Origin of the sequence: Streptococcus sp. ST14, from assembly GCF_046098195.1 — a bacterium.
Taxonomy (GTDB): domain Bacteria; phylum Bacillota; class Bacilli; order Lactobacillales; family Streptococcaceae; genus Streptococcus.
In genome coordinates, this window is sequence record NZ_JBJUSF010000009.1 from 17,245 (window position 1) to 32,395 (window position 15,151).

15 protein-coding genes, 1 tRNA gene and 1 pseudogene are annotated in these 15,151 nt (G+C 41.7%); 3 read left to right on the forward strand and 14 right to left on the reverse strand.

Translation table 11 applies throughout. The annotated features are described in order from the left end of the window. Positions 1-5: 5 nt before the first annotated feature. From oppC to ACIY19_RS04475, 3 genes are all read right to left on the reverse strand, one after another. Entirely contained in the window at positions 6-932 is a 927-nt protein-coding gene (oppC, locus tag ACIY19_RS04465) for an oligopeptide ABC transporter permease OppC (RefSeq protein WP_000103692.1), read from the reverse strand. Continuing rightward, positions 932-2,428: an ABC transporter permease gene (locus ACIY19_RS04470; RefSeq protein WP_000759891.1), complete on the reverse strand. Its 1,497-nt coding sequence runs from the start codon at positions 2,426-2,428 to the stop codon at positions 932-934. The genes oppC and ACIY19_RS04470 overlap by 1 nt, the downstream gene beginning before the upstream one ends. 66 nt (positions 2,429-2,494) lie before the next feature. Beyond that, positions 2,495-4,474, reverse strand: a complete 1,980-nt coding sequence (locus ACIY19_RS04475) for a peptide ABC transporter substrate-binding protein (protein WP_044020208.1) — start codon at positions 4,472-4,474, stop codon at positions 2,495-2,497. A 298-nt stretch (positions 4,475-4,772) separates the two neighbouring features. On the opposite strand from ACIY19_RS04475, the gene ACIY19_RS04480 reads away from it, so the two are divergent. After that, positions 4,773-4,843 (forward strand) — tRNA-Cys (locus ACIY19_RS04480). 134 nt (positions 4,844-4,977) lie between these two features. On the opposite strand, the gene ACIY19_RS04485 is transcribed toward ACIY19_RS04480, so the two are convergent. From ACIY19_RS04485 to ACIY19_RS04535, 11 genes and pseudogenes are all read right to left on the reverse strand, one after another. Continuing rightward, the gene (locus ACIY19_RS04485) at positions 4,978-6,309 is read right to left on the reverse strand and encodes a hemolysin family protein (protein ID WP_084944893.1); all 1,332 of its coding nucleotides are present in this window, start codon (positions 6,307-6,309) and stop codon (positions 4,978-4,980) included. A 135-nt stretch (positions 6,310-6,444) separates the two neighbouring features. Then, complete coding sequence (locus ACIY19_RS04490; protein ID WP_084881324.1) at positions 6,445-7,269, reverse strand: DNA/RNA non-specific endonuclease; 825 nt, start codon at positions 7,267-7,269, stop codon at positions 6,445-6,447. A gap of 40 nt (positions 7,270-7,309) precedes the next feature. Further along, complete coding sequence (locus ACIY19_RS04495) at positions 7,310-7,504, reverse strand: DNA-directed RNA polymerase subunit beta (RefSeq protein ID WP_000739701.1); 195 nt, start codon at positions 7,502-7,504, stop codon at positions 7,310-7,312. Continuing rightward, a pseudogene (murA, locus tag ACIY19_RS04500) lies at positions 7,491-8,773 on the reverse strand (UDP-N-acetylglucosamine 1-carboxyvinyltransferase). Before murA ends, ACIY19_RS04495 begins: the two are co-directional and overlap by 14 nt. A gap of 23 nt (positions 8,774-8,796) precedes the next feature. Continuing rightward, positions 8,797-9,027 carry a DUF1146 family protein gene (locus tag ACIY19_RS04505; RefSeq protein WP_409002791.1) on the reverse strand — a complete coding sequence of 77 codons (231 nt, stop codon included), beginning with the start codon at positions 9,025-9,027 and terminating at the stop codon, positions 8,797-8,799. Positions 9,028-9,082: 55 nt separating this feature from the next. Continuing rightward, a complete protein-coding gene (locus ACIY19_RS04510) occupies positions 9,083-10,120 on the reverse strand; it encodes a SepM family pheromone-processing serine protease (protein ID WP_409002792.1) in 1,038 nt (345 codons plus the stop codon). Next, positions 10,104-10,592, reverse strand: a complete 489-nt coding sequence (coaD, locus tag ACIY19_RS04515; RefSeq protein WP_409002793.1) for a pantetheine-phosphate adenylyltransferase — start codon at positions 10,590-10,592, stop codon at positions 10,104-10,106. The genes ACIY19_RS04510 and coaD overlap by 17 nt, the downstream gene beginning before the upstream one ends. Continuing rightward, positions 10,582-11,121: a 16S rRNA (guanine(966)-N(2))-methyltransferase RsmD gene (gene rsmD / locus ACIY19_RS04520; protein WP_125441574.1), complete on the reverse strand. Its 540-nt coding sequence runs from the start codon at positions 11,119-11,121 to the stop codon at positions 10,582-10,584. Before rsmD ends, coaD begins: the two co-directional genes overlap by 11 nt. Positions 11,122-11,185: 64 nt before the next feature. Beyond that, complete coding sequence (gene asnA / locus ACIY19_RS04525; RefSeq protein WP_049537752.1) at positions 11,186-12,178, reverse strand: aspartate--ammonia ligase; 993 nt, start codon at positions 12,176-12,178, stop codon at positions 11,186-11,188. Positions 12,179-12,287: 109 nt separating this feature from the next. After that, positions 12,288-12,971: a Bax inhibitor-1/YccA family protein gene (locus ACIY19_RS04530; protein WP_409002794.1), complete on the reverse strand. Its 684-nt coding sequence runs from the start codon at positions 12,969-12,971 to the stop codon at positions 12,288-12,290. Between the two features lie 54 nt (positions 12,972-13,025). Continuing rightward, complete coding sequence (locus ACIY19_RS04535; RefSeq protein WP_409002795.1) at positions 13,026-13,766, reverse strand: TrmH family RNA methyltransferase; 741 nt, start codon at positions 13,764-13,766, stop codon at positions 13,026-13,028. Between the two features lie 33 nt (positions 13,767-13,799). Between ACIY19_RS04535 and ACIY19_RS04540 the strand changes: the two genes are divergently transcribed. Together ACIY19_RS04540 and yidC are read left to right on the forward strand one after the other, a co-directional pair. After that, a complete protein-coding gene (locus ACIY19_RS04540; protein ID WP_001174612.1) occupies positions 13,800-14,078 on the forward strand; it encodes an acylphosphatase in 279 nt (92 codons plus the stop codon). A gap of 77 nt (positions 14,079-14,155) precedes the next feature. After that, positions 14,156-15,085 (forward strand): membrane protein insertase YidC, encoded by a 930-nt coding sequence (gene yidC / locus ACIY19_RS04545; RefSeq protein ID WP_409002796.1) that lies wholly within the window; start codon positions 14,156-14,158, stop codon positions 15,083-15,085. The last annotated feature ends 66 nt before the right edge of the window (positions 15,086-15,151 follow it).

A 15,151-nucleotide genomic window follows, 5' to 3' on the forward strand; every position in this document is an offset into this window, starting at 1 on the left:
TACTCCTATCTATGTGTACGTGGATCACTAGCATCCGCTAGATTTTGACCAACAACGAAAAGAGATAGGGATACCAAGATCAAGGTTGTCAACGGAATCCAGAATAAGTAAGCGTTGGTCGTAACGTTTTGTGAGTAATCTGAGATCAAACGTCCCAAACTTGGCACTGTTACAGGCAATCCCAATCCAAAGAAGGAAAGGAAGGCTTCATAAGAGATGAAGCTTGGCAACATCAAGGTCATTGTAGAAACAATAACAGATACCAATTGTGGCATGATGTTTTTAACGATGATTTTAAAGGTTGGTGTTCCAAGTGTTTGAGAAGCAAGGTTGTATTCCAAGTCACGGTAACGCATGATTTGGATACGAATCATATAAGCAATCCCAATCCAAGTTGTCACACTCATTGCAAAAATCAAATTCCAGAAACCAGCACCGATTGAGTAAGTCAAGACAATGACAATCAAGAGAGATGGAATGTTTGAAATAATGTTATAAACTTCCATCATGACACGGTCAACGGATTTTGAAATTCCCCAAATTCCACCAACAATAACCCCAATTACAAGGTTGATAAAAGTTGCAATTACAGAGATGAGGATAGAGTTACGCGCACCAAACCAAACCCCGTCAAACAAGGATTTACCATTGCTATCTGTACCAAACCAATGTTCAGCATTGGGCTTGATAAAACGAGCAGAGAAGTCATTGACCTTACTTACATCGTTGAAGTCAAAATCTGAGAACATTGGGTAAATAAAGCTCATCAAGATAATAGCAACCAAAATTCCTAGCATAAAGACGGTTGATTTTTTCTTTAGAAATTGTCTAAATACAGAACCCCAGTATGAATAGGCAGGAGCATCAATTGTTTCAGAGGCAAAATCGTCACGTTTTACGAACTGAAATTTTTCTTTATCGATTGTTGACATTATTTGCCTCCTTTCTCTGTCAATTTAATACGTGGGTCAAGCATGGTCATCCAGATATCACCTACAAAGAGTGAGAAGATAGAAATACATGTGAAGATGAAGACAAGACCAACTACCATTGAGTTGTTTGATGCCTTAACAGAGTCAATCAACATTTTACCCATACCTGGGAAAGCGAAGACCGTTTCTGTCAATGTTGCACCACCGATAACTCCGATTACGGCACCAGGAATACCTGAAACCAAAGGAACCATGGCATTTTTAAAGATGTGTTTATTTGAAATTTCTTTTTCAGACAAACCTTTTGCACGAGCAAAACGTACGAAGTCCTGAGATTGCAAGTCGATCATGTAACGACGAATCCAGATAGCTGTACTTGGTGCACCCAGCAAACCTAGAATGACTGCTGGCAAGACATATGAACGCCAGTCCCCTGCTCCCAAGATAGGAAATGAATCTGGCAGACCGATAGATGATCCAATCAAGCGCACGATATAAACCAAGGCAATCGTTGGAAGGGCAAGCAAGAAGGTTAGAGCACCTGTCGAGAAGCTATCAATCCAAGTATTCTTGTGGCGAGCCATAGCAGATCCAAGTGGAATCGCAATCGCATACGAAATAATCAAACCAATCAAACCAGCAACCGCTGAGCTTGCAATCATTGAAGGATATTGATAATTGCTTTCTGTAGCTGTATATGGATCGTCTTTACCATAGTTGGCTACTTCACGCGCATCTGCTTGACTTGGAGATTTGTAAGTACGAGAGTAAATATCTACAGATGAAGTCTTTTTACCTGTAGGGAATTGAACTTCTGATGTCTTAGTTTGTCCCTGACCTTGTGTGATAACTTGAAGCACTGGTGTGTTTGCATAAGTTGGGTAAGAATCTCCCAAGTTAATGTTCACAAAGTTTTGGTGTACAAATGGGAATTGATTGTTGAAATACAAAAGGTATTTGTGTTTTGTACCTGAACCAACCAATGACCAACCGATAGCAGGGTCATTTTCAAAACGAAGATAACGTTGCAAGTTTGGATTTTCAGGGTCTTGAATTTTGTTTGGATGATCAATATCAATCAAGTTCGCATAGAATTTGAAAACACGTTCAAAAATCGGAATTTCACGCGTAGCATAGAATTGACCACTTTCTGAGAACACACCAAGTGTCCAACCATTTCCTAGTTGGTTGATGTATTTTTCGTAGATTGCCTTATTGGTATCATTGGCATCCACTGTTACAGATGAGTCCATTGTGCTCGCTCTTTCTTGCAACTCTTTGGTATCGTAGTACTCGATATAGCCCATCCGTTCATAAACGGTATTTTCATAATTATCCCGCTTGTCCGGCGTCGTTGCAATCTTGTTATAGTTGGTATCCTGCTTGAAAATCAATTTTCGAGGAACCATCGTATAGATAATTGTGTAGGTCAAGGTTGTCACCAAGAAAATGGACAACAATGAACGTAATACACGCATAAAAATATATTTCTTCATATCGTTTCCTTTTAAAATCCCAAAAGAACCTTCTCCTCATGGAGAGAAAGTTCTCTTGAGAGTTATTTATTTAACGTGATTAGCCAATTCTTTTTGAACTTTTTCGTTTGATTCTTTTTTCTCTTTGAGCCATTTTTCACGAGCTTGTTCATAGTCAGCTTTTGTTACAACCTTGTCTTGTAACTGAATATACTTGAAGTATACGTCTGAGCCCTTATCTCCAGATTGGCTGTATGATGCTGTGAATGGTACAACACGAGAAATGAATGGTGCAGCACCAGTTGATGACATAGCTGGCAAGATGAGTGAGCTATCTGTCAACCAAGCTTGAGCAGCCGCGTATTTTTCATAACGAACATTCAAGTCGTTGGTTTCTTTAGCAGCTTCATCAACTAGCTTATCGTATTCTTTCAAACCAACTTGAGCTGCTGCAGCATTATCTGCACCTTCGTAACCCATGTATGTTTTTGTTTGTTCAGCATTCGTTGTCTTCAAGATATCAAGGTAAGTTGATGGATCTTCATAGTCAGGGTTCCATCCAACGGCACCTGAGAGATCCCAGTCTTCTGCTGCTGCATTCGCCGCATAGTAGGTAATATTATTAAACTCATCTTTAGAAACTTGTTGGATATCGATGACTACATTGCCCTCTCCAAGCACTGTTTCAACGGATTGTTTGAAGGATTGAATACGTGCGATATAGTTTTTAGCTGTTTGGTCTACTGGAACATCCAAATGGATAGGGAATTTTACACCTTCTGCTTCCAATGCTGTTTTGGCTTTGGCAAATTCAGCTTTAGCTTTATCGGCGTTGAAGAGTCCATCTTGACCATCCGCAAAGTTTACATTCTTCCACTCATCACCGTAAGCAGCCATCTTTTCAGTTACCAAGTCACCAAAAGTTTTTTCACCTGCAGAGACAAAGTCAGGTTTTACAAAGAGGTTACGAACGGCACGAGGAGCACCTTCTTTACCATTTACTTGAGCTGAATAAGACGTACGGTCAAAGGCAAAGTTCAAGGCTTGACGGAAGTCCTTGTTAAGAAGGGCTTTCTTAGTAGAAGTCTTCTCTTCGTCAGTTGTCTTAGAAGTGTATTTGTAACCTTGGCGGTCAATATTCACACCCAAACCACCAATACCAGGTCCTGATGGGGTGTAGAAGATATTTTCCTTGTAGGTTTCTTCTACTTTAGAGTAGTTTGAACTTGTTGGATAAAGACGGGCATAGCTATAAGCTCCACTTGTAAAGTTACGTTCAATTGACTCTTGGTCTGAACCATCATAGTAAGCAAGGGTTACTTTATCAATGTGAACATTATCTTTGTCCCAGTAATTTTCATTCTTAGCGAACTCAATAGAAGACTTAGCAGTCAAACCTTTCAGTAAGAACGGACCATTGTAAAGCAATGATGTAGGGTCAGTCGCTTTAGCAAAGTCAGATCCTTTTGATTTTTCAAATTCTTCGTTCAATGGCCAGAAGATTGCGTAGGCCATCTTAGAGTTCCAGTATGGTTCTGGTTGGTTCAAAGTATACTCAAGAGTATAATCATCAACTGCTTTCACACCTACTGAAGAAAAGTCTTTTGTATTACCTGCTAAATAATCAGACAATCCTTTAACAGAATTTTCTGCTAGGTAAATTGCTTCTGATTTTTTATCAGCTGCGTGTTTCAAGCCATTTACAAAGTCTTTGGCTGTTACTTCAGCATACTCTTCACCATCTGATGTCATCCATTTAACACCTTTACGAATCTTGTAGGTATAAGTCAAACCGTCTTTTGAAACGGACCAGTCTTCTGCAACTGCAGGGACTAGATTCCCATACTTGTCGTTTGTGAAGAGACCATCGATACCATTTGAAGTGGCAATCTTAGTACTTTGTTTCCCTGAAATGAGGTAATCCAACGTTTCTGGGTCAGCTGAATAAACATAGCCATAATTTTTTGGCGCTGTTGAATCAGATGATTTTGAAGAACCACAAGCAGCTAGTACTCCTGCCGCTAATAAAGCAACTCCTGCTGCAACAAATACTCTACTTTTTTTCATGTTTTTAACTCCTCTTGAAAAATTTAGGCTTATTGGAAATTATAACATATATTTTTTAAAAAGTAAACGAATTTTCAGAATATTTAGGCGCATTTCCTCAAAAAACTTCTATTTGTCAAAATTTCTACATTCTTTGTTTGTTTCTGCAAGAAATATTTTCTAGTCTGACCCTCTTTAGAACGGGATTTTTACAAGATTTTTCTCACTTCCTCAATCATCATCTGTTTTCTTAAATTGGATTTTAGAATAAGAAACTATTGACGGGAAATGATTTTCAAGGTATAATAATAAACGTTGAGGCGGTATAGCCAAGTGGTAAGGCACGGCTCTGCAAAAGCTTGATCGTCGGTTCAAATCCGTCTACCGCCTTTCAGTACCTGAATTAACAGGAATTAACCAAATGAAAAGCTCGTAAAACCGGGCTTTTTTATTATTCCTAATAAATGGGGTATAACTGAACCTACCATCTAGATTTACAAAAAGCAGTGACTCAAGTCACTGCTTTATTCTGTTTCTTCTTCAAGTTCTAGTTCTGTGATTTGAACTTTTACCTTGGTAACACGTCCATTTTTCACCTTATCGTTGGTCAGGACGATTTGCTTGTTTTGACTGACCAGTTCATAACTGATTTTTTCAGTTGTTGGAATCGTACCAACACCCGTCAAATAATAACCGGCGATGGTATCCACATCATCGCTTTCTAGTTCGACACCAAAGTAGTTATTGAAGTCGTTAAGATTCATGGTTCCCTGTACAATATAGGTGTCCTCACCGATTTGATGGACTTCGATTTCTGCCCTATCGGTCTCGTCATCAATCTCACCGACAATCTCTTCTAAAAGATCTTCCAGAGTTACCAAACCAGCCATACCACCATATTCATCGAGCAAAATGGCCATTTGTCTTTGGGTATTTCGCAATTCTTTTAGCAAGTCATCCACAAAAATAGTTTCAGGAACAAAGAGTGGATCTTGTAAGATCTTCTTCCAGACAATATTTTCAAAGCCATCTGCATAGGCAGCGTTTAGCAAACGCTTGGTATGAATCAAACCAATCACATTGTCCTTATCCCCATCATAAACAGGGATACGTGAGAAATTTTGCTTTAGAATACTTTGGATAATGGTTTGACTATCATCCTGAATATCCACCATAAAGGCATCCGTCCGAGGAACCATGACTTCTCTCGCCATCAGCTCATCTAGAGAGAAAATCCCTTGTAACATCTCGATTTCGTCTGCATCCAAAGTTTCCTCACTTTTGGTCAACATGTACTCAATTTCATCTCGAGTCATTTTTTCATCCGCATCATCAAAGGTCATTGGCGTTAAACGACTCAAGAGATTGGTTGAAGCAGATAACAACCAGACAAAGGGACTGACAATCTTCCCAAGCCCAATGATAATCGGAACAGAGCGAATGGCTAAGGCATCTTTTAGATTAAGGGCAATCCGTTTAGGATAGAGTTCACCAAAAACAATAGAGATGTAGGTCAAGAATGCCAAAGAGAGGAAACTTGCAATGGCATAAGTTGTTTCTCCATTCCCCATCCAAGAGGCAATTACTTGTCCAAGTGTATCTGCCAATTTTGCCCCTGACAAGATCGTGATCAAGGTGATACCGACTTGAATGGTTGATAAAAAGTGGTTAGGATTTTCAAGTACCTTTAACAAACGAATGTAACGTTTGTCTCCCTCTTCTGCCTTTTGCTCCACTCGGGAACGGTTTAGTGACACCATCGCCATTTCAGTGGCTGAGAAAAAAGCATTTAACAGGGTCAAGATAAATAACAATACAAACTGTAGCAACAAATTCTGACTGCTCGGGTCTTCCATAGTCCTTCTCCTAAAATAGTATCTTGTGTTCCATTATATCATAAAATCCATCAGGATTCACATTATTTTTCATTTAAAGAACAACTCCCCTGCCTCTAGAAGACAAAGGAGCTATTTTTATTGTATCTATTGTTTCTAATCCGTCACTGTTACTTGACCCGTTTGGTAATCAAGCTGGATTCCCTTTTGAACATTGGGGATTAGGACATTGAATTCCAATTCGCCATCTGAAGACTTGGCTTCGATTTGTGAAGCGGATGGAACTAGGTCCTCATTTGTCGCATAGTGGAGCGTCACGCGATAACGGACCCTCTTATTTTGGTCCAAGGCTTTTCTGACCAAACTCTCATAGTAGTTCTGACCTGTCGAATCCTCAGCCTGTGCTTGGTTGGCCCAAGCTGTCTGGACTGCAATGTTCTTGGGGTTGCTGGTAGAGGCATCAAAACCGTCCAAACCACCTATCAAGGCATAGCCCAGCAGGTGTCCTCTATCAACTGCATGTGTATAGACTCCCTTTAGATTCTTGACCTGATGCCATCCTGGTGGCGTCCAGGAGGTTGAGCCGTTGCCTGTTTCTTCACGATTTTTATACTGCCGAGTCGCTTTGGATAAGATGGCATTGGCAACAGTTGGGACTGTTTCTTTTCCAACTATCTTTGTTTTATTATCCGCATAGGGTTTGCTGGAAACCTTGGCATCTAGATTGGTTTTATTGCCATTGACAATGAAGGCCCCTGCTCCATTCCACTCAAGATCACCCTTGATTTGGTTTTTGATTGACTCAGTTAAGACACTTTCAGCTAGCTCCTGACCGGGAGCTTCTGAAGCTTGTTTTTTCTGACTAACCTTGGTTCTAGGGGTGTTTGGCGCTGTCTGCATCTGCTTGATGTAATAGCTTCCAGCAGCCAAGAGTAAGAATAGAAGTAACCCTATCAGAGCTTGTCTTGTTTTTTTGTCCATTTTTCTCCTTATTTCTTTAGAAAAAGACTGGTCTCCCAGTCTAATTTCCTGTAAATTTGCTAATCAATTCCTGCCACTTTGCTGGAGACAATATAGCCCATGGATCCTGTCCCTTTCCTAGAATACCATAGCCAACCATCAAGCCGATTCCTAAAGCCAGAAAGCCAAGCAGTAGGACGATAAAAATCAACAGTAAACGACGGAGTACATAGCGTAAGTTTTTATTCTTCTTCATCATTTGCCTCGATTCGCTGAATCTTCGCTCCTAGCTGAGCCAATTTCTCATGGAAACGGTAGCAACCTCTATCAAGGTGGACTAACTTACCGACAACTGTTTCTCCCTGCGCTACCAGACCTGTCAAAATCAAGGCAGCACTAGCGCGAAGATCCGTTGAAAGAACTTCAGCCCCCTGTAAAGCCTGTCCCCCAACAATACGAGCCGTGTCACGGATAATCTCTGAATGCAAGCCCATACGGCGCATTTCCTCTAAGTGTTGGAAGCGATTCTCAAACACCGTTTCCACCATGGTGGATTCCCCTTTTGCGACTGTCATCAGAGCTGTAAATTGTGCCTGCATATCTGTCGGAAATCCTGGATGTGGCAAGGTTTTTACATGAACAGCTTTAAGATTTTCCAGTTGAGAACGGACACGAATGCCTTCCGACTCCTCCGTCACCTCAACTCCCATTTCAAGGAGTTTAGCAATCAAGGGACGATTATGCTCCCAGACTGCATCTCGAATGAGGACATCACCGCCAGTCATGGCTGCCGCCACCATAAAGGTTCCAGCTTCAATACGGTCCTGTACCACATTATGAGTTGTTCCATGGAGTTCCTCGACACCAGTCACTGTAATTGTTTCAATACCAGCTCCCTTGACCTTGGCTCCCATTTCATTAAGAAGGATAGCAAGGTCAACAATTTCCGGCTCACGCGCAGCATTTTCAATAACAGTCACACCATCAGCTAACGTCGCTGCCATCATCAGGTTTTGTGTCGCGCCGACACTAGGGAAGTCCATATAGATATGAGCGCCATGCAAGTGTTCTGCCTTGGCTTCGATGTAACCAGCTGTCTGGCTAATCTTAGCTCCCATAGCTTCCAAGCCCTTGAGGTGGAGATCGATTGGACGACTCCCAATGGTACAGCCACCTGGCATGGATACCTTGGCATGTCCTACACGAGCAAGGATTGGCCCAAGACAACGATTGATGCACGCATCTTGCTGACATACTTGTAAGGAGCCTCCTCTGTGATGTCACCAGTCGCATCGACTTCGACAAGATGAGCTTCCTCATCAAAGTCAACCTTGGCATTCAGACCACGAACTACTTGATTCATGGTGAAAACATCTGACAAGATTGGGACGTTCTGCAAGACTGTCTTACCCTTGCTTGCTAGAATAGTCGCTGCCAACAAGGGCAAGACGGCATTCTTTGCCCCCTCGATGGTCACACTCCCGACCAGACGATTATCACCGCCTTGAACCACAATTTTTTCCATAGTTGCTTCCTTTACTTTTGATTTTATAATAATCCTCTAAGTGCTTCTTGCCACAGTTGGTACAAACTGATAAAGAATGAACTCAAGATGTAGCCCATTACAATACTAAAGAAGCCTACCAACAAACGAACTTTTTTTGTGTTAATAGCAGTTGCTTTTAAAACCTTTTCCCATCTCACAAGATCCTTTAAAAGGTAAAAACTCAAATAGATAAAGAGTATATGACTACTTAGAGTGAATAATAATTGAACCATTTGACTATTATACCATCTTATCCGCTTGCGCGCTAGTTTTCGATTTTTCTACGAATTAGGGGTTGTTTTTAAGGTAATCAATCGCATCCTGCAAGGTTTTAACGGGAACGATTTTCATCTCTGTCTTGATCGTTTTGGCAGCTTCTAGGGCTGTTTCATAGTTGCTTTTCGCATTGGGATCTGCTTTTTTTGCTTCCTCGGTGACTGGATTATCAGGAGCAAAAAAGACGTTGGCTCCCTGACGAGAGGCTGCAACTACTTTTTTGTCAATTCCACCAATGTCGCCAACATTTCCGTCCCGATCAATGGTTCCCGTTCCCGCAACGATGCGGCCATTACGAAGTCCTGGATCTGCTATCTGGGTGTAAATAGCTAGACTAAACATAAGACCAGCACTTGGCCCGCCGATACCAGCTGTTGAAAAGCGAATAGGAACGTCACTGGTCACTTCTGTACGGTCAATCAAGCCAATCCCAATCCCGTTTTTTCCGTTTTCGAGAGTGATAATTTTACCTTCTGCAGACTTGACTTTTCCGTCTTCTTCATAGGTTACCTTGACCGTGTCCCCTAATTGTTGAGAGTTGACATAGTCGACCAAGTCTTTTGAACTATCAAATGTTTTGTCATTAACAGCCGTCACGGTATCTGCAATATTCAGAATGCCCTTAAAAGTTGAATTATCCGTCACAGTTAAGACATAAACTCCCAAGTACTTGAGTTCGATATCCTTACCAGCTGTCTTCAGTCCTTGATACTTGGCCATATTTTGAGAAGTTTGCATGTAGAACTGATTGATCCGCATAAACTCTGCATCCGTAGAGCCACCCGTAGTCTCCTTGGCACTTCTAATATCTGTGAAAGGTGTTAACCAAGCATAGACAAGATGCGACAGAGTTGCGTGTCGAATGCCGACTGTTACAAACTGGTAAGCTCCTGCTTCCGTATCCTCTGTTTCATTGACTTTCAAAACGCGACGAATATCTTCCGCTCCACCTGGAACTTCTATGTAGTAGGGCAAAGGTACTACAAAGGCTAAAAAAGTCAATACTAGTGCTAGGATGGCATATAAGGGCCATCTAGTTTTTTTCTTCATGTTCTAATTCCTCCACAACACTGTTTGGAACATATTGCTGAATCTCCTGACCAAACTTCAGAAGTTCTCTCACGGCCGAAGAGCTAATATAAAGATGCTCTGGGCGGCTATATAGGTAAATGGTTTCGATTTCTGGAGCCAGTTGATGATTGTAGTAGTCAAAACTAGACTCATATTGCAAGTCGGTGGCATTTCGCAAGCCACGGACAAGAGTTTTAGCTCCCAGTCTTCTTGCAACATCAACAACTAATTGGTCGTGAGAAGACATGACTTCTACATTTTCTAAATGTGCTATGGCTTTTTCAACTGCTCGTTTGCGGTTTTCAACGGGGAGAAAACCTTGTTTGTGGGGATTGTAGAACACCCCGACATAGAGCTTATCAAAGAGTTTGCTGGCACGTTCAATGATGTCCAGATGTCCATTTGTCATCGGATCAAATGATCCTGTAAATAATCCAATTTTATCTGACATAGACTGTCACCTTACTAATCCCATATATTTTTTCCTTCCAGATGCCTAAGCAGGCGATTTCTTCTGGTAGTTCTACAGACTTATCGGTTTCGCAGACAACCATGACTTCTTGGGAGAAGAGATTTCTTTCTGCCATTTTTTCGATATCTGCAACGATTTGTTCTTTTGCATAGGGAGGGTCTAAAAAGACCAGATCAAATGTCCCTCCGACTTGCTCTAGAGCACGGTCAGCTTCCATCTTTAAGAGCTGAAATTTAGAAACTTCCTTGGTCATCTGGATATTTTCAGCGATGACTGCTTGTGCCTTTCGCTCCCGTTCCACTAAGACAGCACTGGACATCCCTCTTGACACAGCTTCAATAGACAGACCGCCACTGCCAGCATAGAGATCCAAGACACGACCACCCTCAAAATAGGGACCTATCATGTTAAAGATAGCTCCACGCACCTTATCCGATGTCGGCCTAGTCGTCTTGCCTTCTAGCGTCTTGAGGGGTCGTCCCCCGTAGATTCCTGATACGATTTTCATATCGTTTATTATACCAAATTATGGGCAAAAAGAGAAAGAAAACCGAACCTTGCGGTTCGATTCTCTACAAAATATTTTCGTACGTATCGCGAACTTCTTGAGGCCAAACACTGGTCTGAACCTCTCCGATGTGTTTCTTACGAAGAAGGAACATGGCCATCCGAGACTGTCCGATACCCCCACCGATTGTCAATGGGAAAAGGCCGTTGAGCAGGGCTTTATGCCATTCCAACTCCAGACGATCTTCGTCTCCTGTAAGAGCCACTTGGCGGCGAAGGGTATCTTCATCTACCCGAATCCCCATTGATGAAAGTTCAAAGGCACAACCAAGAGATTCGTTCCAAACTAGAATATCCCCATTTAATCCTTTGTAGCCATTTTCAGACTCTGTTGTCCAGTCATCATAGTCAGGTGCGCGGCCGTCATGAGGTTTTCCGTCAGGCAACTCACCACCAATACCAATCAAGAAGACAGCACCGAATTCTTTACAGATTGCATTTTCACGCTCTTTTGGTGTCAAGTCTGGGTAACGTTCTACCAACTCTTCTGTATGGATAAAGGTAATTTGTTTTGGCAAGATGGATTCGATATCATAGCGAGCTTCTACGGCTAACTCTGTCAGACGAATAGCCTTGTAAATCTTTTCAACTGTTTCTTTAAGATAGGCGATATTGCGTTTTCCATTTGGAATCACTTTTTCCCAGTCCCACTGGTCTACATAAACAGAGTGGGTCGCATCTAGCGAATCTTCATCTGGGCGAAGAGCCTTCATATGGACAAACAAACCTTCCCCATCACCGAAACCAAAACGAGCCAAGGTGTGGCGTTTCCATTTAGCAAGTGAATGAACGACCTCATAGGTTTCATTCGGGATTTGCAAGACCTTCACAGATACTGGATTTTCAACACCTGAAAGGTTGTCCTGCATCCCATCGCCGACCTTACTCAAGATAGGTCCCTGAACTTCAACGACTTCTAGTTTATCTTTCAAATACTGGGTAAAAGTGTTCTTCACAAAGGAAATTTCTTCTTGCTGATGAATAAAACTTTTCTTCATAAACGGCTCCTCAAAAATTAGTTAAAAGCATTATACACCTATTTCCAAGAAAAGAAAAGAGTAAATAAGAAAAAGTCAGTGCTCTTTGGAACACTGACTCTATAGATTTTTAATCGTTTCGACCAAAAATTCGTAAGATGCCAAGGAAGAGGTTTATGAAGTCTAGGTAAATGCTGAGCGCCATTGAGATGACCCATCCTGTCGCTACTTGCCCTCGTGACTGCTCATAAACATAGCGAATCTTTTGGTTGTCCCAAGCAATCAAACCTGAGAAAACCAAGACCATGGCAATACTAATCATGTAGTCAAAGAAACTATTGGCTAAAAATAGATTCACAACCATAGCAATGATGAGACCAACAAGCGCCGCCATCAAAGCTCGTCCCATTCCACTCAAATCTTTCTTGGTGAAAATTCCGATTGCCGCCATGACAAAGAAGAGAAGGGCACTGGATACAAAGGCTGATAAGACGGTCCCAGGTGTATAGAAGGCTACGACAAAGCTGAGCGTAAATCCATTTAAAACAGAATAAACTAAAAATACTGGGAGAGCTGCTGGGCTATTTTTGGCAGCCATGCTACTTGCAACAAAGACTAGAGCAAGTTCTGCAAAAGTTGCAATCATCAACCAGAGACGGCCATGCATTAAAAAGTAGACCAATTGGGACTGAAAGACTGTCAACATCAAAGCTGACACGAGAGCTGATAGACCAATCCCCAGTCCCACAAAGGCGTAAACCTTAGCGTAAAATTGATTGAGACCTGAACGTTCTTGAATAATCGATTGATTCATTTTGATTCTCCTTTTTCTATAAATATGTCTTGATTATAACAAAGATTTTATAAATTAGCTGAAATAAAACATCAAAATGCCTGCTGCAACTGCCACATTGAGACTTTCTGCTCGGCCTTTCATGCCAATATGAACCAGCTGATCAGCACTCTCAGCCATGATAGAACTAATCCCCTGCCCTTCATTTCCCATGACTAAAGCAAAGTTTTCTAAGGGAGAAAGCTCACGATAGTCCTTGGATTCTTTGGATAAGGTCGTTGCAAGAATGGGCAAATTGCTCTTCTTTGCCTCTTCTACAAAGTCAGCAGGAGTCATCCGATAGATGGGCAAGTGAAAATGACTTCCTTGCATGGAACGCAGAGTCTTAAGACTGTAGATATCTGCTGACTTATCTGAAACAATGACCCCTGTAAAACCTGCAGCGTCCGCAGTCCGAATCATGGTACCCACATTACCAGGATCTTGGACATCTTCTAAAAATAGAAACTTACCTTGACTAAAATCAGGCAGACCCACTTCTTCTTTTTGAAGAACAGCGACAATGCCTTGAGGGGTTTGCGTATCGGCTAAATCTCGCAAAATCTCCTCTGAAACCCAGACCGTTTGAGGAAAAGCAGCTAACTGATCTTGGTAACTTTCCAGAGCAAAAATCTTCTCAATCCTCACTCCAGCTTGAACAGCTTCTTCAAACAAGTGCCAGCCTTCAATCAAATAAGCAGACTTGCGGTATTTTTTTTGGTGTAATTTCTTGGCATTTTTTACCACAGAATTGGCTTTTGAGGTTATAATAGTCATAGAAATATTATAACACAATCAAAGGGGTTTGGTATGCAAAAGGTTAGAATGATTGCCCAAGGTAGGGTACAGGGAGTCGGCTTTCGTTGGGGTGTTTACAGCTTGGCGCTTGAAATTGGTGGCATCACAGGTCGGGTATGGAATAACGACGATGGCACAGTGGAAATCTTAGCCCAAGCAGACTCATCTGCTATCATGGCAAAATTTATCCAAGAAATCCGCAAAGGACCCACACCTTTTTCAAAAGTCAGCTACTTAGATGTCAAACTAAGCAACTTTCCTCCCTACCCTGACTTTAAAATCGCAAATTAGGTCTCTAGAACTATTGTATATTTTGTAAAAAAACAGTAGAATAGAAAGGTATAATTTTTAAAGAAGGAATAAAAACAGTGAAATCTATTAAACGTTTTGCACTCTCAGCTATGGGAGTGGCTATGTTGCTAGTTTTGGCAGGTTGCGTTCAGATTGATAAAGCAACAGGTAAGCCAATTGGTCCCGTTTGGGATTTCTTGGGTGCCCCGATGGGAGAAGCTATCAAGTACTTCGCTACTGATAAAGGGCTAGGCTTTGGTGTCGCTATCATTATCGTAACCATTATCGTGCGCTTGATTATCTTGCCACTTGGTATCTACCAATCATGGAAGGCAACGCTTCACTCTGAAAAGATGAACGCCCTCAAGCACGTCCTTGAGCCACACCAAACACGTCTCAAAGAAGCAACTACTCAAGAAGAAAAACTCGAAGCCCAACAAGCTCTCTTTGCAGCTCAAAAAGAGCACGGCATCAGCATGTTTGGTGGTGTAGGATGTTTTCCTATCCTCCTTCAAATGCCTTTCTTCTCAGCTATCTACTTTGCTGCCCAACATACTGAAGGTGTTGCTCAAGCAAGCTACCTAGGAATTCCTCTAGGTTCTCCAAGTATGATTTTGGTTGCCTGCGCAGGTGTCCTTTACTATCTTCAATCGCTCCTTTCACTTCACGGAGTAGAAGATGAAATGCAAAGAGAACAGATCAAGAAAATGATTTACATGAGCCCACTCATGATCGTCGTCTTCTCCCTCTTCTCACCAGCCAGTGTCACACTTTACTGGGTTGTCGGTGGTTTCATGATGATTCTTCAACAGTTCATCGTCAACTATGTTGTCCGTCCAAAACTCCGTCAAAAAGTACGTGAAGAATTTGCTAAAAATCCACCAAAAGCAAGCTCATTTTCAACTGGAGGCGGACGCAAAGATGTCACTCCAAACCAAGCAACTGCGATCATGACTAATAAGAAACATAAAAAACGCAATGCTGGTAAACAACATTCTAGAAAATAAGAAAAAAGCTTAGCTGAAAGGCTAGGCTTTTTATGCATCACAAAAGCCCGATGTCTCCATCAGGCT

What these genes read in the sequence shown, in the direction of transcription:
- oppC (WP_000103692.1), bottom strand. Translation starts at nt 932, where the DNA reads ATGTCAACAATCGATAAAGAAAAATTTCAGTTCGTAAAACGTGACGAT.
- ACIY19_RS04470 (WP_000759891.1), bottom strand. Translation starts at nt 2,428, where the DNA reads ATGAAGAAATATATTTTTATGCGTGTATTACGTTCATTGTTGTCCATT.
- ACIY19_RS04475 (WP_044020208.1), bottom strand. Translation starts at nt 4,474, where the DNA reads ATGAAAAAAAGTAGAGTATTTGTTGCAGCAGGAGTTGCTTTATTAGCG.
- ACIY19_RS04485 (WP_084944893.1), bottom strand. Translation starts at nt 6,309, where the DNA reads ATGGAAGACCCGAGCAGTCAGAATTTGTTGCTACAGTTTGTATTGTTA.
- ACIY19_RS04490 (WP_084881324.1), bottom strand. Translation starts at nt 7,269, where the DNA reads ATGGACAAAAAAACAAGACAAGCTCTGATAGGGTTACTTCTATTCTTA.
- ACIY19_RS04495 (WP_000739701.1), bottom strand. Translation starts at nt 7,504, where the DNA reads ATGAAGAAGAATAAAAACTTACGCTATGTACTCCGTCGTTTACTGTTG.
- ACIY19_RS04505 (WP_409002791.1), bottom strand. Translation starts at nt 9,027, where the DNA reads ATGGTTCAATTATTATTCACTCTAAGTAGTCATATACTCTTTATCTAT.
- ACIY19_RS04510 (WP_409002792.1), bottom strand. Translation starts at nt 10,120, where the DNA reads ATGAAGAAAAAAACTAGATGGCCCTTATATGCCATCCTAGCACTAGTA.
- coaD (WP_409002793.1), bottom strand. Translation starts at nt 10,592, where the DNA reads ATGTCAGATAAAATTGGATTATTTACAGGATCATTTGATCCGATGACA.
- rsmD (WP_125441574.1), bottom strand. Translation starts at nt 11,121, where the DNA reads ATGAAAATCGTATCAGGAATCTACGGGGGACGACCCCTCAAGACGCTA.
- asnA (WP_049537752.1), bottom strand. Translation starts at nt 12,178, where the DNA reads ATGAAGAAAAGTTTTATTCATCAGCAAGAAGAAATTTCCTTTGTGAAG.
- ACIY19_RS04530 (WP_409002794.1), bottom strand. Translation starts at nt 12,971, where the DNA reads ATGAATCAATCGATTATTCAAGAACGTTCAGGTCTCAATCAATTTTAC.
- ACIY19_RS04535 (WP_409002795.1), bottom strand. Translation starts at nt 13,766, where the DNA reads ATGACTATTATAACCTCAAAAGCCAATTCTGTGGTAAAAAATGCCAAG.
- ACIY19_RS04540 (WP_001174612.1), top strand. Translation starts at nt 13,800, where the DNA reads ATGCAAAAGGTTAGAATGATTGCCCAAGGTAGGGTACAGGGAGTCGGC.